At 64.9% G+C, this 18,699-nt stretch carries 16 protein-coding genes; 13 read left to right on the top strand and 3 right to left on the bottom strand.

Translation table 11 applies throughout. The features are described 5' to 3' along the window. The first annotated feature begins 2 nt into the window (after positions 1-2). Positions 3-1,226, top strand: coding sequence for an acetate/propionate family kinase (locus BM115_RS20140; RefSeq protein WP_092298168.1), 1,224 nt, complete (start codon positions 3-5; stop codon positions 1,224-1,226). An 18-nt stretch (positions 1,227-1,244) separates the two neighbouring features. Here the strand turns inward: BM115_RS20140 and BM115_RS20135 are convergent, their stop codons facing one another. Further along, complete coding sequence (locus BM115_RS20135; protein ID WP_092298165.1) at positions 1,245-2,006, bottom strand: tyrosine-protein phosphatase; 762 nt, start codon at positions 2,004-2,006, stop codon at positions 1,245-1,247. A gap of 290 nt (positions 2,007-2,296) precedes the next feature. On the opposite strand from BM115_RS20135, the gene BM115_RS20130 reads away from it, so the two are divergent. The 12 genes from BM115_RS20130 to BM115_RS27510 all read left to right on the top strand — a co-directional run bounded on the left by BM115_RS20130 (position 2,297) and on the right by BM115_RS27510 (position 17,580). Continuing rightward, entirely contained in the window at positions 2,297-3,808 is a 1,512-nt protein-coding gene (locus BM115_RS20130) for a DASS family sodium-coupled anion symporter (protein ID WP_092298162.1), read from the top strand. 108 nt (positions 3,809-3,916) lie between these two features. Then, entirely contained in the window at positions 3,917-4,612 is a 696-nt protein-coding gene (locus BM115_RS20125) for a transglycosylase domain-containing protein (protein WP_092298159.1), read from the top strand. A gap of 102 nt (positions 4,613-4,714) precedes the next feature. After that, positions 4,715-5,185 (top strand): MgtC/SapB family protein, encoded by a 471-nt coding sequence (locus BM115_RS20120; protein ID WP_092298156.1) that lies wholly within the window; start codon positions 4,715-4,717, stop codon positions 5,183-5,185. Positions 5,186-5,409: 224 nt separating this feature from the next. Then, complete coding sequence (locus BM115_RS20115) at positions 5,410-7,761, top strand: type VI secretion system Vgr family protein (protein WP_092298153.1); 2,352 nt, start codon at positions 5,410-5,412, stop codon at positions 7,759-7,761. 71 nt (positions 7,762-7,832) lie between these two features. Then, positions 7,833-8,720, top strand: a complete 888-nt coding sequence (locus BM115_RS20110) for a DUF4123 domain-containing protein (RefSeq protein WP_177219976.1) — start codon at positions 7,833-7,835, stop codon at positions 8,718-8,720. Between the two features lie 2 nt (positions 8,721-8,722). Next, positions 8,723-9,517: a DUF3304 domain-containing protein gene (locus tag BM115_RS20105; protein WP_255370921.1), complete on the top strand. Its 795-nt coding sequence runs from the start codon at positions 8,723-8,725 to the stop codon at positions 9,515-9,517. Then, the gene (locus BM115_RS20100) at positions 9,510-10,310 is read left to right on the top strand and encodes a DUF3304 domain-containing protein (RefSeq protein WP_092298144.1); all 801 of its coding nucleotides are present in this window, start codon (positions 9,510-9,512) and stop codon (positions 10,308-10,310) included. The genes BM115_RS20105 and BM115_RS20100 overlap by 8 nt, the downstream gene beginning before the upstream one ends. Continuing rightward, positions 10,303-12,510, top strand: coding sequence for a DUF2235 domain-containing protein (locus BM115_RS20095; protein ID WP_092298141.1), 2,208 nt, complete (start codon positions 10,303-10,305; stop codon positions 12,508-12,510). Before BM115_RS20100 ends, BM115_RS20095 begins: the two co-directional genes overlap by 8 nt. A gap of 83 nt (positions 12,511-12,593) precedes the next feature. After that, positions 12,594-12,848 carry a PAAR domain-containing protein gene (locus BM115_RS20090; protein ID WP_092298137.1) on the top strand — a complete coding sequence of 85 codons (255 nt, stop codon included), beginning with the start codon at positions 12,594-12,596 and terminating at the stop codon, positions 12,846-12,848. Positions 12,849-12,857: 9 nt separating this feature from the next. Beyond that, positions 12,858-14,141 carry a hypothetical protein gene (locus BM115_RS20085; RefSeq protein ID WP_143093925.1) on the top strand — a complete coding sequence of 428 codons (1,284 nt, stop codon included), beginning with the start codon at positions 12,858-12,860 and terminating at the stop codon, positions 14,139-14,141. Then, positions 14,122-16,209 (top strand): ImcF-related family protein, encoded by a 2,088-nt coding sequence (locus BM115_RS27515; RefSeq protein ID WP_255370920.1) that lies wholly within the window; start codon positions 14,122-14,124, stop codon positions 16,207-16,209. The genes BM115_RS20085 and BM115_RS27515 overlap by 20 nt, the downstream gene beginning before the upstream one ends. 45 nt (positions 16,210-16,254) lie before the next feature. After that, complete coding sequence (locus tag BM115_RS27510; RefSeq protein ID WP_255370919.1) at positions 16,255-17,580, top strand: type VI secretion IcmF C-terminal domain-containing protein; 1,326 nt, start codon at positions 16,255-16,257, stop codon at positions 17,578-17,580. Here the strand turns inward: BM115_RS27510 and BM115_RS20075 are convergent. Together BM115_RS20075 and fdhD are read right to left on the bottom strand one after the other, a co-directional pair. Then, positions 17,564-17,827, bottom strand: a complete 264-nt coding sequence (locus BM115_RS20075) for a formate dehydrogenase subunit delta (protein WP_092298131.1) — start codon at positions 17,825-17,827, stop codon at positions 17,564-17,566. The two genes, BM115_RS27510 and BM115_RS20075, sit on opposite strands and share 17 nt — an antisense overlap. A gap of 7 nt (positions 17,828-17,834) precedes the next feature. Next, positions 17,835-18,695, bottom strand: a complete 861-nt coding sequence (fdhD, locus tag BM115_RS20070) for a formate dehydrogenase accessory sulfurtransferase FdhD (protein WP_092298128.1) — start codon at positions 18,693-18,695, stop codon at positions 17,835-17,837. Positions 18,696-18,699: the final 4 nt, after the last annotated feature.

Raw genomic sequence — 18,699 nt, 5'->3', positions numbered from 1 at the left:
TCTTGAGTACCGTCCATCCCGTGATCCTCGTTGTCAACGCCGGGTCATCGAGCGTGAAGGTTTCCATCTACGTGGTGCCCGAGTCGGCGCATCACAATGTCGATATCCAGCCCGAACTGGCCGCGCACGGGCAGATCGAGGGCATCGGCGTGGCGCCGCGCCTGACCGCGCGCATGGCCGACGGCCGCGTCGTGGCCGATGAGCAGTTTCCCGTGGAGCAGGTGGCCGACCACGATGCCGCCTTCCGCCTGATTCGGCTGACGCTGAGCGTGGGCCTGCGCGATACGCCACCGGTGGCGGTCGGCCATCGCGTGGTGCATGGCGGCGCAGACTTCGCCGATGCGGTGGCGATCGACGACAACGTGATCGAGCGGCTGGAGGCCCTCGTCCCGCTCGCCCCGCTCCACCAGCCGCATAACCTGACCGCGATCCGTGCGGTGCGCGCCGCCGTGCCGGAGCTGCTGCAGGTGGCCTGCTTCGACACCGCCTTTCACGCCGGCCACGACCCGCTCGCGCAGTTGATGGCGCTGCCGTACGAGTACTACGAGCGCGGCATCCGCCGCTATGGCTTCCACGGGCTGTCTTATGCGTATATCGCGCGACGGCTGCGGCAGGTGGCGCCGGATCTGGCCGAGGGCCGTGTCATCGTGGCGCATCTCGGCAACGGCGCCAGCCTCTGCGCGATGCGCGAGGGCCGGAGTGTGGAATCGACAATGGGACTGACCGCGCTGGATGGCATGCCGATGGGCACGCGCTGCGGCAATATCGATCCGGGCGCGGTGCTGTGGCTCGCCGCGCAAGGCATGGAAGCCGATGCGATCCAGGCCATGCTGTACGGCCAGTCGGGGCTCAAGGGGATTTCCGGCATCAGCAGCGACATGCGCGTGCTGCTGGCCAGCAACGAGCCGCGCGCCGTACTGGCGGTGAACTTCTACGCCTATCGCGCCGCGCAGGAGATCGGCAAGCTGGCCGTCACGCTGGGCGGGCTCGATACGCTGGTGTTCACGGCAGGCATCGGTGCGAACTCCGCCGAGGTGCGTGCGCGCATCTGCGCCTACCTCGACGGGCTGTTCGGCATCCGCCTTGACGAGCAGGCCAATGCCGCCAACACCCAGCGCGTGAGCCGCGACGACAGCCGCGTGCCCGTGCTGGTGCTGCCGACCGACGAGGAAGGCATGATTGCGCTCTCCACCGCGCGCATCCTGCGCGAGCGCGGCGGACTGTAGTAGCGGCGGCGGCCGGGCTCAGGCTTCGAGATAGTGGCCGCGCAGGCGGTCGATATCGACGCCAAGACCATCGGCCAGATAAGCCTCCAGGCCGCCGTGCGCCTGCTCGATGGCGGCGATCGACGCCTCCAGGTATTCCGGCCGCACCTCGAGCAACGGCATGATGACGTCGGGCGGCACGCCCAGCGCCTCGGTCCGCGCGAGGATCGCCTCGTTGAAGCGGCGGTTCCAGTGGTTGGACTCGAGGTAGTTGGCGACGATGTCGTCCCGCGCCACGCCAAGCGCGGACAGCAGCAGCAGCGACGCAAAGCCGGTGCGGTCCTTGCCGGCCGTGCAGTGGTAGTACAGCGTGCCGCCTGTCTCCGCATTGCGCAGGAAGCCGCCGAACGCGTCGCGATAGCGCACCGGGAAATCGCGGTAGACATCGACCATGAAGGCATGGACCTGCGCCGGCGTGCTGTCACGCAGGCGCGGCATCAGCACGTCCATCGCCATGCTGCCCTCCAGCACCGGCACGGGAATCCAGCGGAAGCGCTCACCGAAGGCGGCCTCCTGCGGGGACTTCTCGCCGGCCGAGCGAAAGTCGATGACCATGTCGAGGCCCAGCGCATGCAGGCGATCCAGGTCCGCCACGCTGGCCAGCGCCGGATTGCCGCTGCGAAAGAGCTTGCCGTGACGCACGCGGCGCCCATGCGCGCCGACGAGGCCACCGAGGTCACGTGCGTTGCTGATCGTCTCCAGCGGCAGGCACGGACGGATGTGTGTTGGGTGAGTCACCATGTCGGTGTCCGGTTAAGGGTGATCGAAGGGTTTTCAACATCGTCCCCAATTATTTCAGATCGAGGACACGCGGCGCCATCGGGAATCGCCCAATGTCCGCCATCCGTTGCGCCGCCGTGACGCACCGTGTGTCGCCCCCGATGCCTGATCTTGCAGAGGCTTGATCCTGGACAAATCGCGCTGACGCGGTGCCTTGGCATGGGCAGGCACGCTTCTCATAATGCGTGGGTCGACCGCGGCGACCCTGCGTGACGACCGCGTCGACAGGCTCATCCACTTAGGAAGTCAAGATGCCTGACTCGCATATCTCTGCTGCACCTGCCGCCGCCAAGTCGGCGCCCGTCACCCCCAAGGTGACCCTCCACTGGGGCTTGTACCTCGCCCTCGCCGTGCTCGCCGCGGTACTCCTGATACCTACGCCCGAAGGGCTTCCCATCGCGGGGCAGCGCATGCTCGCCATCCTCGCCTTCGCCGTGGTCGTGTGGATCACCGAGGCGGTGACCTACGAGACCAGCGCGATCATGATCACCTCGCTGATGGCGGGCCTGATCGGCTTCGCGCCGACGGTGGCCGATTCCACGGTCAACTACGGCACCTCGCGCGCGCTGGGCATGGCGCTGGCCGGCTTCTCGAACACGGCGCTCGCGCTGGTGGCGGCCGCGCTGTTCATCTCGGCTGCGATGACCGTGACGGGACTCGACCGGCGCATCGCGCTGGTCACGCTCTCCGCCATCGGCACCAGCACGCGCCGCATCCTCATCGGCACCATCGCGGTCACGATCATCCTCAGCCTGGTCGTACCCAGCGCCACCGCGCGTAGCGCCTGCACGGTGCCGATCATGATGGGCGTGATTGCCGCGTTCGGCGTGGACAAGAAGTCCAATACCGCCGCCGGCATCATGATCATGGTGGCGATGGCCACCAGCGTGTGGAACGTCGGTATCCAGACCGCCGCCGCGCAGAACCTGCTGACCGCCGGCTTCATGGACAAGCTGCTCGGGGAGCGCGTGACCTGGCTGCAATGGCTGATCGCCGGCGCGCCGTGGGCGCTCATCATGTCGGCGGTGCTCTATTTCCTCGTGCGCTGGCTGCTGCCGCCTGAAACCGATGCGATTGCCGGCGGCAAGGAAGCCGTGCAGCGCGAACTGGCCGCGCTCGGGCCGATGACCGGCCCGCAGAAACGTCTCGCCGCCGTCGCCATCGGCCTGCTGGTGTTCTGGGCGACCGAGGGCAAGCTGCACAGCTTCGACACCGCGACGATCACCTTCGTCGGCCTGGTGATCCTGATGCTGCCGCGCTTTGGCGTGATGGACTGGAAGACCATGCAGGCGCGCACGCCGTGGGGCACGCTGATCGTGTTCGGCGTCGGCATCAGCCTTGGCACCGCGCTGCTGACCACGCAGGCCGGCCAGTGGCTCGGCAAGTTCGTGGTCACGCATTCCGGCCTTGCCGACCATGGCGTGCTGATGGTCTTCGCGGTGCTGTCCGCGTTCCTGATCCTGATCCATCTGGGGTTCGCCAGCGCCACCGCGCTGACCGCCGCGCTGCTGCCCATCCTGATCTCTGTGCTCCAGACGCTGCCGGGCGACATCAACAAGGTCGGCATGACCATGCTGCTCGGCTTCACGGTCAGCTTCGGCTTCATCCTGCCGATCAACGCGCCGCAGAACATGGTCTGCCTCGGCACGGACACCTTCGACGGCCGACAGTTCGCCCGCGTGGGCATTCCGCTGACGATCATCGGCTATGGCCTGATGCTGCTGTTCGCGGCCACGTACTGGCGCTGGCTCGGCTGGGTCTGACCGCCGTCCCCGCCAACAAGACGCCCCCATCACGAAACCCGTGCTCGAATTAAGGCGGGCGATCGGCAATTTCCGAATCGTCATCGGACCCATGGCAAAATATGCGCCATGCAACGCCTCTGGTCCGCCTTCGTCAAACTCGTCCTGCTCGCCGTACTCGGCGGTGCGTTGCTCATCGCCTTCGCGGTACTGGTGGCCGACCGCCAGCTTCCGTCGCTCGACTCCCTGACCGCCTTCCGCAAGACGCCGGACTATGTCGAGCTACGCCAGTTCCCGCCGGCGCTGCGCGAGGCGGTGGTGGCCATCGAGGATGACCGCTTCTATCTCCATGACGGCGTGGACTACGTCGGCGTGATGCGGGCCGGCATCGCCAATCTCTCGGACGACCTCTCCCAGGGAGCGTCCACCATCACCATGCAGGTGGCGCGCAACTTCTTCCTGTCGCGCCAGAAGACCTACACGCGCAAGCTCTACGAAGTGCTGATGGCCTACCGAATCGAGCGCGCGCTGACCAAGGACGAGATCCTTGAGATCTATCTGAACAAGATCTACCTGGGCCAGGGCGCCTATGGCTTCGACGAGGCCGCCCAGACCTACTTCGCCAAGCCCGTGGCCCAGCTCTCGCTGGCCGAATGCGCGATGCTGGCCGGCCTGCCCAAGGCGCCATCGGCCAACAATCCCGTGGTCAACCCGCGCCGGGCGCGCCAGCGCCAGACCTATATCCTGCTGCGGATGATGGAACTCGGCCGGATCTCGCGCGCCCAATACGACGCCGCGCTGCTCGAGCCGCTGCGCCTGCGCTGAATTTGGGCTGACCTCGGCACTTCCGCTGTCAGCCGGCGCCCGACTGCGCGCGCAGCGCCCTGCATGCTAGCCTCCCCGCAAGACGATCACGGAGAGCCTGCCATGGATGGGATCTGGGGAGAGGTCTACAGCACGCTGCGTTCGGAATTCGCCGATATCCCCGATGTCGCGGAACTGACCCGCATTCTCACGCGGCTCACGCTCGCGATCGTGCTGGGCGGGCTGATCGGGTTCGAGCGGGAAGCGGCCGGCAAGGCCGCCGGCTTGCGCACGCACATGCTCGTGGCGCTGGGATCGGCGCTGTTCGTGCTCGTGCCGCTGATGGCGGGCATGGAGGTCGCGGACATGAGCCGGGTGCTTCAGGGCGTGGCGTCCGGCATCGGCTTCCTGGGCGCGGGCGCCATCATCAAGCTCAACAGCGAGGAAAACATCCAGGGCCTGACTACGGCCGCCAGCATCTGGACCGTGGCCGCCATCGGCGTGGCTTGCGGCCTCGGCCGCGAAAGCACGGCCGTGGTCGGCACGCTGTTCGGGCTCGTGATCCTGCAGGTGCTCTATCGGCTCAAGAAGTAGCACGATGATCTTTCGCGCCCGCTAGCATGCACGGCGGGCTAGAGATATAGAAGAACCCTGAATCTGCATGGCGATTGAGCCTTGATCAAACGCCCCTGAGTTACCCCAGCCAAAGCATTTCCACCCCCTGAGAATCCGTTTATCGTGCGGCGCGCAAGGCTCGCGTCGCACGACGCGTTGTCCTTGCAGCAGGCTTTATCAGGCTGACAACGGAGCGCAAAGGCATGGCGGATCTTGGGGAAGAACTGAAGGCTTACGGCGGCGCGCTGGACGAGGGGCTGACCGGGCGTCAGGCCTATTTCCTGGCGGTGCCCGGCGCGGCAAGCGCGGCGGGGCTGTCCGTGGTCTCCTTCAAGGCCGTGGAACGCCTGGGCGAGCCCTACGCCGTCACCATCCAGCTCACGCACCCGCTCGAACTGAGTCAGGCCGACTACCTGGGCAAAGCGGCAACGTTTTCCATCGCGCCGGCCGACGGCGCGCTGCCACGCCAATTCGCCGGCTGCATCACGCAGTTCAGCAAGACCCGCCAGACGCACGATTTCTGTGGCTACGAGATCGTGGTAGAGCCCCTTGTTGCACGCCTGCGCCTCACGCAGGCCAGCCGCATCTACCAGCGGCAGACCTTCCCGGAGATCATCGAGGCGATCCTGCGCCGGCACGAACTCAAGGGTCACCAGTTCATCTTCCGGCTGCGGCGCAAGTATCCGCAGCTTGCGTTCCGCATGCAGTATCGGATGTCCGACTGGGACTACATCCGGCTGCTGATGGAGCAATCCGGCATCTATTCCTATTTCACCCCGGGCAAGTTTGGCGAGATGATCGTCTTCGGTGACGACATCGACCATTACCTCTACCAGCCGGAACTGCGGGTGCCGTACCGGGAGACGGCGGGGCTGGAGTCCGGGCAGGAAACGGTGTTCGCGCTCAAGACCCATGCGAAGACCATCCCAGCATCGTTCCGGGTGGCGGACTTCAACCCCGACAAGGCCTGGGAACGACCTACCGGCGACGCCAACGTCGCACGCAAGGAGAAGACGACCTACGGCGAGTCCTATGTCTACGGTGCCCATCACCTCGACTTCGACGATGCCAAATGGGAGGCGCAGCTGCGCCATGAGGCAAAGGTCGCCGAACAACTGGTCTATGCCGGCGAGAGCAACGTGCTGGCGCTCTGCCCGGCGCGCATCCTGCGCATGGACATGGCCCTGCCCGACGCGCCCAATGGCCAGGTCATCACCGAGGTCATCCACACCGGCGCCCGCGACGCCGCCTATCGCAATACGTATCGGGCGATTCCTTCCGACCGGCGCTTCCGGCTGCCGATGGACGAGGCGAAATGGCCGCGCATTTCCGGCACGCTGAGCGCGCGTGTCACATCGCCGGGTGAATACAAATACGCCTACCTGACCCAGCACGGCCACTACATCGTGCGCTTCGATTTCGACTTCGACGCATGGCCCAAGGGCGGCGAAAGCGTGCCGCTGGCGCTGGCCAAGCCGTTCGCCGGCGCGCGGCAGACCGGCTTCCATTTCCCGCTGGTGGACGGCACCTACGTGGACGTCGCTTTCCGTGACGGCAATCCCAACAAGCCCTACATCGCACACGTGCAGCACAACAGCCAGCACGGGGACGTGATCACCAACCAGGACCGCTGGCTCTCGCGCAACGTGATTCGTACGCAGAGCAATAACAAGCTGCGCTTCGAGGACTGGGAGGGACAGGAGGGGATCAAGCTTTCCACCGAGTATGCGGGCAAGAGCCAGTTGAACCTTGGGTGTTTGGTGGATAGCAAGAGGAAGAAGCGCGGGGAGGGCTTCGAGCTTCGCACGTCAGGTTGGGGCGCGATACGGGGTGGGAAGGGGCTGTTTCTCACCGCCGATGACCAGCCGCGGGCAGGTGGGAAGCAACTCGCGATGGAGGCCGCCAAGGCAGTGCTCGCCGATGCCCTCGCGCAAATGGAGCACCTCAACGCGTCCGCTGCGGCAGCCAAAGTCAGACTGGCCGACGTAGAGCGCCAGCGTGACCTCATGGAGCAGCGACTTGCCGAACTCAGCCAGGCAGTCTTGCTCGCCAGTGCGCCGGCTGGCATCGCGCTCGCTTCGGGCGAGAGTCTCCAGCTTGCGGCAAAGGGCAACATCGTAGCCACGACTCGCACCCATCTGGACATAGGGGCCGGCAAGTACGTCACCATTGCTGCTGGCGAGGGGGCATCCATCTTTGCGCAGAATCAGGGCATCAAACTCGTGGCCGCGAAAGCTGACCTTTCCGCTGCCGCCCACACCGGCCAAATGCGGTTGCTGTCCGCTCAGGACATGACGCTCGCAAGCGTCGACGGTAAATTCGTTGCGATGTCAGGCGGCGCTCTGACCCTATCAAGCCAGGGCGCCTATATCAAGTTGGACGGCGGCAATATTGAGCTCGGCTGTCCGGGCAGCATCACGCTGAAGACCGCAAACTTCACGTGGCAAGGTCCCGCAAGCCTGAACCCATCCATGCCAGCCCTTCCCGTCGGGGCTTGCAAGGAATGCCTCCTCAGCGCCCATGCGGGTGTCGAGGCCATGACCGACAAGGGCTGAGGACAATGTCAATCCTCCAGACACCCGGCCTTCCCGCCCCTGGCCTTCATCCGAATGAATTCCTGACTCGCTTGAGCCAGAGCTACGAGGCGTATTCCAGCCTGAATCCGGCGACCCGTCTTTATGCAATCGTGGATGCGCGGAGCCTGCCCGATTTGCGCAGCGCGCTCGCACGCCTGGATGCCGTCGCTTTTGAAGCGCTTTGGGACGGCACCGCGCTTGCCGCGCACAAGGATCTATCGCCGCTGCTTGTTGCAGTGGACATGCCTGGGCCAGCTTCGGGAGATGCGCCACACCCGCTGGTGGCGCGCCTGAGACGCCTCTCTGTGGAGGCGTTCGCGGTGACCTGGGTGTGGTCGCCCTATTCACTGGAAGATCTGACGAGTCACTTCCGAAGCTTCTGCGAGTACACGTTACCGGACCGGCGGGCGTTCTACCTGCACTTCTACGACAACCGCATTCTCGAGCGCCTACGACAAGTCTGGACCGAGGGCACGCAGGAGCGGTTCGCAGGTCTTGCGTTAGATCTCTGGTATCGAAGCCGGGACGGTGCGGATCGCACCTGGCCTCGCGAGGTGCTGGCGCCCTTTCCTATGGAAGAGACAGCGCTGCACATGACAGAAGCGCAGCATCTGAGTTTGCTCGCCTTGGGATACGCCGACAAGCTCGCGCTCCAACTCAGGCGGTTGCTCGGCGGTGACCTTGATCACTTGTCACAAGACGGCTTGTACCGGGCTGTCAGCGTCCAGTTGGAGCGAGCCGCAGCCTATCGAATCCAGAGCGACGACGACATGCTCAAGTACATCGCACGAGCCTTGCTCACTTCGCCGCGCTTCGATGAGCATCCTTCGGTCCAGCCACTTTTGATGGCGGCGACACGCGGCGATATTTCGTTCTCCGGCGCCCTGGTGCAAGCAGATGAGGTACTCCCGGCTCGTACAGATATGGACGCTCAATGAACATGGGACGACTGCTGCTTCTGCGTTGGCTATTACCCCTGCTGGTTGTCACGGGCTGCGACGCGTTTTCTTCGACACCAACCTACGGCGGCTTGAGCGTGGCCGGGTTTAACTACACGCCATACAACCTCACTCGGTTTGTCATTCGGGACGAGTTTGGAAACACGGCCGGTGGCGGGGGCGACCTCCAGCCGGGATCTGGCGAAGGTCGCTTGAGTTGCTGCTACCAACTGAAGGGAACGGAGTTCACGGTGGAGTGGGATCTCGTGGACCAAAATGAATTCTTGAAGGATATCTATGCGCCTATCAAAGAAATTCGTAAGGTCGCCCGGGTGCATCTTGCACCAACTAAGCTTGCCGGCGGCGTCGGCGAACGCGTGCTTGGTCTGCACTTTTACCCGGACGACCATGTCGAGTTCGAGTTCCGGAACGATCTGAGAGGAACCCGGTTCTTTTACGCGGAGATCGATGACTGGCTCTACAAGAAGCAAGGCAAGGTCTACGATCCGGAGTCGTCCGAGGACGCCGCTGCGTTCATTCAAACGGCTCGGATAGCTTCAGAGGGATGGTTGAAGTATCGGCTTACCAATACCGACGATCTAAAACAGTACGTGTACTTCACCTTGCTGATCAATCCGCGATTCGACACACATCCTGCTATTGAGAAAATCCTGACCGAGAGCCGCGGCAAGCCGGGAGCCTTCGCCGCGGCGATGGAGAAATTGCCAAGCGCGGTGCTTCAGGACTTGAAGCGCATGAAGGAACAACACGCCAATAAAGGACCTTCCCATGGCTAGACGAATCCACAACCTGAGACGACTGCTAATTCTGCGTTGGGTCTTGCCTCTGCTTCTTGTCACGGGCTGCGACGCGTTCTCTTCGACCCCAACCTACGGCGGCTTGAGCGTGGCCGGGTTTAACTACACCCAATACAACTTTGACAGGTTTGTTATCCGGGATGCGTTTGGCAACAAAGCGGGTGGTGGTGTCGGCGCTGGCTCCCTGAGTTGCTGCTACAAGCTAAAAGGGACGGATTTCACCGTGGAATGGGCTGTTTACGACGGCGATGAGGCAATCAAGGCCATCGACGCTAAAAAAAAGATCCAGCTCATCCACAAGACTACGCGCGTGCATCTCGCGCCAACTAAGCTTGCCGGCGGCGTCGGCGAACGCGTGCTTGGCCTGCACTTTTACCCGGACGACCATGTCGAGTTCGAGTTCCGGAACGATCTGAGAGGGACGCGAATTGAATACGCCGACGTGTGGGATTGGCTGCGCAAGCGTCACACGAAGCTGATCGATCCTGCAGGCGAAGACGACAGCGTCGTATTCCGACGCACGAGGCGCCTAGCTGCCACCGGGTGGGTGAAATACCGGTTCACAGACACGGTTGACCTTCAGCAATACGTCTATCTCACGCTGCTGAACCCTCAGTTCGACGCCCATCCGACGATCCAAAAGATCCTGGCCGAAACCCGCGGTACGCCGGGCGCCTTCGGTGCAGCGATAGAGCAGCTTCCGAGTGTCGTGATCAAGGACCTGAAGCGAACGAAAGCACGAGACTCACAGAAAGGAGTCCCCCATGGCTGAAGCAATCGATCCGGCGGACCGCACACCAATGGCCGTGGTGGATGGCATCATCGATGCTCACAAGGCATACAAGAAAGACGAGTGCATACCTTGCGGCGCAATCATCAAGATGGGCTTCTTCTTCGATGCCTTTGGTCGTCACCGGGACCTGGACGACCCTGGAACATCGCGGTACACGAACATCTGTCGCCTGTGGGAGGCGCATCGGCACAACGATGACGAGCGGCGGAAGAGTATGCCCAATCACTTCTGGTATCGCTTCTACTACTCCGGCCTCGGGACCCCGCTGAACCAGGACGCAGAACACAGCGAGATTGTCTCTGCAGCGATCAAGGTCGCCTCTGCTGTGGGCTCTTCGGCTGCAAATGCGGCCAAGTCTACTGCGCAAAAGGTGACCGGTGTGGACAAGCTGATGGACCTCAAGAAGGCCCCCGCCAAGGCGACGAAGAAAGCGCTGTCCGAGGCGTTCGATGAAATGTCGTTGCGTCCGGTATCGAGGGCGTATGCCGATCTGGTGGTCCAGGCCGGAACCGTAAGAGGCAAGGCGGGGCGCGTGCTGACCATGGCCAGCGACGACCGGTGGGTCAGGCGTGGCAAGGCCGCTGTGCGCGGGACGTTGTACGAAGTCAGGAAGAATCCACTCAAGGCCGCATGGTCGGTCGCAAAGGGAATTGTTGTCGATGCCGGCATGGATTCGATCCCGATGCTTCGGGATAACGCCGCAATCGCGCTGGTGTTCGGCACAGGCGTCGAGGACCGGCTTCACGCCGCCCTCAGGCAATTCGAGTTGGCCTACCGCGATGCCACGCAACAGATGGACAAGATGCAGCGCATCGAGGTGTCCGTGTTTGGGGCAGACCGGGGCGGGGTCCTCGCGCGCGCATTCGTCAATGAACTGGTGCGCAAGTACAAGCGCCGCCACGACGATGATCTGGCCATCGAAGGCAATACTATCGAAATCAGGTTCCTGGGCCTGCTTGATGCGGTGTCTTCAGTGATGGCGGAGAACAAGCTGCTCGATTTTCTTCCGCTGACCAACATGATCAAGCAGAACTACGGTGACCGGCCGCTGGGCGTGCCGCAGGCGGTCAAGCGGTGCGTGCACTTCGCCGCTGCGCATGAACTGCGGTACTACCAGCGGCTGGACAGCCTGGGGAAGACCCGTGGGGATCAGTATCTCTATCCGGGCACTAGTGAGGACATCACGGGTGGCGCGCCGGCGGGATCGCTGGGGTTCCGCGCAGAGCTTCAGCGCGTGGCGCTGCGTGACATGCTGCACGAAGCATTGATGGCTGGGGCGGCGCTAGACAGGATGGAAGAGTTGAAGCGCTACAATCCTCTCGCTTACGAGATGTTTACTCTCGCCCACGCAATCCCAGTCGGCAACACAACCTACAAGATCCCGGACCTCATCAAGGCCTACCGCACCCTTGTGCCGCGCGCCAAGGGCCTGGACTTCAAGTCCCACATGGAGGTCTTCCTGCGTTGGCTGGCCATCCGGTATCAGACACCGGCGTTCCGGGAGTCCGTGACAAGTCACGCCGATGAGCTCAAGCACGCTCACATCCAGCGAAGCCAGGAGGTGCGGGACGCGGAGGCTGCCTATCAGCAGGAGCGCCGTAAGTCTCCGGTGGATCATGTGGCACTGGCCAAAATCCTGACCCGCATGAATGCAGCGCGGGAAGCGCAGGCATTGAGGCTTCCCGAGCTGACCCAGGCGTTGCGCCACCCGGTCGCCAGCGTCTGGGACCGGCTCTCGGAAGAAGCGGAGAAGCAAACCAGACGCCTGCCACTGCAAGATGGACTACGGCGATCCGCGGAGCGTATCCGTGAAATGCAGCCGGTGTTGGAACGGATCGACGCGATGGACGCCGAAACAAGTGCGACGATGGTAGAGGCCGCGATGATGAGCCCGGAAGCAGAGGCGCTAGCGCGGGCATGGATGGACGGCGCCAGCGGGGCCAAGCCTCCGCCGCCCGAGGTCATGGCGCTGTTCGATCTGCTGGTTCACGACACCATGCTGACCAGCTGGCACGACCACATTCTCTCGTCGACGCTGTACTTCCAGACCCGGGCGACCGATGGCTTCGGCAAGTCAGACGTCGAGAAGGAGGCGCGACAGCGCGAGGCGGATGAACGCGCCGCGCAGCGGGTGGATCGGCTTCCAAAGATGAGCGGCGTGCCGACTGCACGGCCTTGAGCGTTAACCCCAAGCGCCCTCCCCATAGTCGGCGGCGGACTGACTTGTCGACAGTTTCCACCCATTACATGAAAGGAGATGGCATGCCAGGCATCATTCGAGAAGGCGATCGGCTTGTACAGGGCGGCGAGGTGCTACGCGGGGGCTCGCTTATGTTCATGGGCCGCGCGCTGGCGCGCCGCACGGATCCTGTGGAATGCAACGTCCACGGCAGGAATCGCATTGCACAGGGAAATCCGGACGTGCGCGATGGCGACCTGGAAGTCGCCGAGGATGGGCACCTGTGCGAGTGCGGGTGCGCCTTGATCTCGTCACTGCCTAACAGCGGCTCACGCTAGGTCAGTCCGATGGCCGTGGATTTTTCCTTGTTGCCACCGAGACAGCCCGTTCCGGAGAACGGGCCGTCGCCCGTGTTCTGGTCCTTTGTCTTCGTTGCGCTGGCGGTGGCCGGCGCCATGCTCGCGCTTTGGTCTTGGTCCGCGAAAGAACCGGCCCAGACGCTCTGGTTTTGGGCTTGCGTGATCGTAATCCCAGCATGTGGCGCTGGAGCTCTGGTTTTGCAGCGTTTCTCTCATTTCCATCGATGCCGCAACCGGGCAATTGCCGGCAATGTGGTCAGAGAGCGCTATCTCAACAGACTGTTCGATGCGGCCAGCGCGCCGCTCGCGGTGTTGGCAACGGACTATCGTGTGCATGCGGATGATGACGAGCAGACCTTCGAGGCGATGCTTGCCCGGAGCGCGACGCCGCTCACACGGCCCGCCAGGCATTCGCGCGAGCGTATCGTCGCCAGCTGCCTCGAGCCCGGCGTGGCGGCGCTCACGTTCGATGACGTCGAGCGGCATTCGGTGCTGCTCCAATGGATCCTAGAGGGATTTGCGCCGGCGATCTTGCAGGCACTGGAGGCGGTTCCCGCGAGAATACCTGTGGCCATGCGTCTTGAGGTCGCGAGCGCCGCGCTCGACCCGGAAGCCATCTGGTCGGTCTGGAACGGCCTTCCAGATGGAACCTTTCCGGCCCGCCTGGGCCAGCCGGTGCTCGGGCCGGAAGGTGACTTGTGGGTGATCGATGCGATGCTGGACCAGACCGATCCGGTCCAGCGGGATGTCATCACCGTAATGGTCAGCATCAACCTCAACGCCGTGCATGCCGCCGACCCGCCGCGAGGCAGCGCCGAGGCCGCATGTATGTTCGTATTGTGTCCCGTCGCGCTCGCACGCCAGGAGCGTCTCGCGGTACGCGGCTGGATGCATCGGCCGCAGGCGCAGTCCAGGACGCCCGAAGGTAATGCCTTGCACTACGCCTTGAAGTGGGGCCGAACGAGCGCGCCGGCCATCGGCGGACTGATTCACACAGGATGGGACGAGCAGGCCATCGGGCTGTATGGGGCCGCACTACGCGCAGAAGCACCCGCAGGCGGCGCGCTATCGCGCGTGGACCATGCACTGGAGACCCTCGTCGGAAACGCCGGATCCACCTCTCCATGGCTTGCCGCCGCGTTGGCGCTGCGCCGGGCGATGGAGGCTGGGGTGCCCTATCTTGTTGGCGGCCAGCAGGAGGAACAAGCGCTGCTGGCTGTTGTGGCACCCGAGCAGCAAGATACCTTGAACAATGAAAAAACTCCGGATTGATCTCCTGTCCTATGTGCTCGCGTCGGTTGTCGCCGGGTGCCTGATCTGGTTCAAGGGTGACCTGTTCTGGCTCGACTCGACAAGCAGCCAGGCACTCGCGATTGTCACCCTGTGCGCCCTACTCGTCCTCCTCATGCTGGTACTCGGCTTTGAACCGAGACGCGACGAGGCTGCTGCCGCGCGCCGCCTGTCGAACCAGCTCGCTCAGGATCCCGCGCGGCTCGCCGGCAGTACGCAGGCTCTGCTGGCGCGCCAGGGCGCAAGCGCAGCAGATTCGGCAGCGACATGTGATCTGACTGATCTGCGCGACCATCTTCGGGCGCAGCACGGCCGAGGTTGGCGCTACCGGCAGCCCTGGCTGCTTCTCACGGGCGACGACATCGCCATTGGCAAGCTGCTGCCCCAACTGGGCGAGCGCGGATGGCTGGCTACGCCGGACGCGGTGCTGTTGTGGCGCAAGCCGGCAAGCGAGAACGGCCAGCCTGATACCGCCTGGCTCAGACAAATCCACAAGCTGCGGCGGCAGGTTCCGATTGATGCGGTCATCCTTACCACCGATGGCGAGACGAATCTGCCCGTGCGACGCACAGGCGTTGACGCTTACGTCACCGGCTTGTCCCGCATTGCCGAGGGCCTCTGCTGGTCCGCGCCGATCTATCTTCTCGATGTCGCGGGGACGCACGCAGTGCGCCTTGGCAACACTCCGCCGATCGGCTGCGAACTGGCCGAACCCGCAGACGCCGCCACCATCGACAAGGCGTTGCAATCCCTGCGTAATCAGCTCTCGGATCGCAGTATCGACCAGCTGGTCCGTGACCCCCGTGACCGCTATCTTGGCGAGTTGTCCGCGCGCCTCGACACCCGCGTCCGGATGCTCGCCGACTGGCTGGGCGGATTGGCGAAGGGCCCGCGGCGACGCATCCCGCTGCGGGGCATCATGTTCGCGTCCTATCCGATTGACGAGGCGGCCAACGGTCCCGCCATCGACCTGCCGCTCTGGCAGCACCTCGGCCAGGCCGCAAGGCGCCATGCCGGCCGGCGCATCGGCTGGCATCCGGTCACGGTTGGCGCCGTCGCCGCCCTGACGGCCATCGGCCTGTGGAGCGCCGGCATGCTGGTGTCCGGGGTGCAAAACGGGCGGGACATTCACGCCGCACAGCAGGCCATCGACGGCCTCCGGTCGGCGCCTGACTCGGCCGCCCGCCTGCACGCGCTGCTCGCCCTGCAGCAGCAGATCGAGCGCTACGTCGATCGCACCGAACATCATGCGCCCATCGCGACGCGCTTTGGCCTGAACCGTGATGCGACGGTGCTGGAAGCGCTGTGGAAGCCCTATGCGCAGGCCAGCCGCCAGTGGCTCACTTTGCCCGTGCAGCAAGATTTGGAAGCCTCGCTGGCCGACCTGGCGCAGATGCGCACGAACGCGCTGGACGAGGAGACCAGCCGGTGGGCGCTCGACGGTCAGCAAGGGCTCAAGACCTACCTGATGCTGGCCCACCCCGAGCGGGCCGAGCCGGAGTTTCTGGCGCCGCAGCTGGCGCGCCACTGGTCTACCGACGCGCGGCTGACGCCCGGCGCGCAGCAGGATCTTGCCGAACGGCTGTTCCGCTTTCACGCGCAGTACCTGCCGGCCCATCCGGGGTGGCGCATCCTCCCGCAGCCCGAGTTGGTGGCGGGCGCGCGCCAGACGCTGCTGGCGGTCATCGGCGAGCGCAATGCCGAAGGCGCGATCTATCAGGGCATGCTCAGAGCCTTCGACGGCAAGTACGCAGATCAGACCCTGGCCTCGCTGACCGCCGGCACCGATGCGCGCGGACTGGTGCGGACAGCGGCCATCGTGCCCGGCGTGTTCACCCGCCAGGCCTATGAGGGTTATGTCGCCGCCGCGATCGAGGCGGCCGCCAAACGCACGGCGCCCCCCCGCGACTGGGTGTTGACCGACGGCGAGCCGGAAAACGCTCCACAGCCGGCGGACCGCTCGGCCGATGCCCTGCAGGCCGCGCTGACCGAACAGTTTTTCGCGGACTACGCAGAACACTGGCAGGGCTTCATGAACAGCCTGCAATAGGCGCCTGCGCCGACGCTCCCTGCCGCCGTCGACCAACTCAAGCTGATGGCCGACGCACGCCAGTCGCCGGTGATCGCGCTGATGACATCGCTCGAATACCAGGGCGGCGCTGGCGCGCGCAAGCATTCCCTGTCGGACACGCTGGTGGCCAAGGCGCAGGATCTGCTCGGCAAGAAGGCGGCAGGCCCCGAGGCCGCCAGACCGGAGCCGGCGGGGCCGCTCCGCGCCGCCTTTGGCCCGGTCCTCCGGCTGATGGCGCAGGCGTCAGGCCAAAGCGCCAATGACGACCTGAGCCTGCAACGCTTCCTCGACCGCGCCACCGCGCTCCGGCTACGGCTGCAGCAGATCAGCCACAGCGCCGATGCCGATGCGCAGGCCCGGCAAATGGCGCAGGCGCTGTTCCAGGGCAAAGGCTCGGAACTGGCCGATACCCAGTCCTACGCGCAGCTGATGGCCGCCAGCCTTGGCAGCCAATGGGCGGGTATGGGGGAGGCGCTGTTCGTGCAGCCCATCGCCCAGGCCACGCAGACCGTGCTGCAGCCCGCCCAGGCGAGCCTGAACGATGCCTGGCGGCAAGGCATCGCGATGGCGTGGGGACGATCGTTCGCCGGGCGCTATCCGTTCGCCGACAGCGCCAACGATGCCTCGCTGCCGGAACTGACGCGCTTCCTGCGCCCGCAGACCGGGCTGATCGGCACGTTCCTCGGTACGCAGTTGGCGGGTGTGCTGGCGTTGCAGGGGGATCAATGGATCCCTACGGCTGGCAGAGGAGATGCCGGCGGGCAGTCCGCTCTAGCCTTCGATCCGGCCTTCCTCAAGGCAATCAATACCCTGCAGCGCGTTGCGGCGCATATGCTGGTGGACGGTGAACCGGCATATCGCTTCGAGATCAAGCCCATCCCGTCCCCGGGGCTCACCGACACCTTGCTGACCCTCGATAGCCAGACGCTGCATTACTACAACCAGCAGGAGCGCTGGCAGGCCATGCGCTGGCCGGCCAATCTCGCGCAGGAGCCGGGCACCCGGCTGCAATGGCAAGCCGAACGCGCGGGCACCAACAAGCACTATGAGTTCGGGGGCCGCTGGGGTTGGTTGCGGATGCTGGAGCGTGCGCAGATCGAGCCGCTGGACAGCGCGACCTATCAGCTGACCTGGCAAGGGATACCGGATACCCGCCCGGCCGGATTGCACGACCCCGCCGCGTCCGATCCGGACAGCCTGACGCCACGCGCAGCGAAGCAACCGCCGCCTGCCGACATGGTCTATCCGCTGCGCTATCTGATGCGTACGGAAGTCGGCCAGGGGCCGCTGGAGATGCTGGCGCTGCGCGACTTCGTCATGCCGTCGCGCATCTTCATGGGACGGCAGTGACCATCGGGGCCCGCAACGTGATCTCCAGCTTCTCACGATGCCGCGCCACCGCCGCCTGCACGATGGGGATAAGCCCTTCGCCCCCATCCGTCGCGTCCACGTGTGCCAGCAGTGCGCGCCGCATGCGCGGCTCCCAGAAGCGCTTCAGGTGGCTGGCGATGTCGGCCAGCGCCTCGTCGCGGTCCGGCATGGCTTCGAAGAAGCCGCCGATCTGGTTAGCCATCTTGATCAGGTTGTCGATGTGCATGACAGGTCTAAGCCATCCGTAGTCGATGTGGATGCGCGTAGGCGACCAGGCCGCCCGCGCGCACGAATCCCGCCAGCGTGACGCCGGCCGTCCCGGCCAGGCGCACCGCCAGCGCGGTGGGGCCGGACACCGCTGCCAGCACCCCCGCCCCAATGGCGGCCGTCTTCAGCACCATCTCATAGCTCGCGCGGCTGGTCACGATGACCGCGCCGCGCCCGATATCCTCGTCCGAACGGGCCAGGGCGCCCGCCAGCTTGTCCAGCGCGTTGTGCCGGCCCACGTCCTCGCGCACCAGCGATACCTCGCCATCGGCGCGCAGCCAGCCCGCCGCGTGCGTGGCGCCGGTGTCGCGCAGCAGGGCCTGACGGCGCTGCAACTGGGCGAAGGCGGCGTGCAGCACGGCCGGGTCGAAGGACGCCTCGCTCTGCACCGCGTGCGGCGCCCGCATGACCTCGTCGAGCGATTCGGTGCCGCACAGCCCGCAGCCCGTACGGCCGGCCAGCGCGCGGCGCCGCGCCTTCAGCGCCACGAAGGCCTCGCTGGCGATCTCGATCTCCACGGCCACGCCGTTCGGGCGCGTGACCACCTCGATGCCGTAGATGTCGCGCGGCGCCGCCACGATGCCCTCGCTCAGGCTGAAGCCCAGCGCGAAGTCCTCCAGATCGGCCGGCGTGGCCAGCATCACCGCGTGCGAGACGCCGTTGTACTCCAGCGCCACGGGCACTTCCTCGGCGATATGGTCGATCTCGGCTGTCGCCGCCATCGCTTCCCCGCCGCGCCAGCGCGTCACCGCCATCGACTGCTGGGTCGCTGGGAATTCCCCCGCCTCATCCGGCGCGGTCTCGTGTGGCGGCATGCAGCGCTTCATCGCC

The organism is Cupriavidus sp. OV096, from assembly GCF_900115455.1.
GTDB lineage: Bacteria > Pseudomonadota > Gammaproteobacteria > Burkholderiales > Burkholderiaceae > Cupriavidus.
Note: the sequence above shows the minus strand (reverse complement) of the source record. Positions and strands in the feature narration are given on the sequence as shown.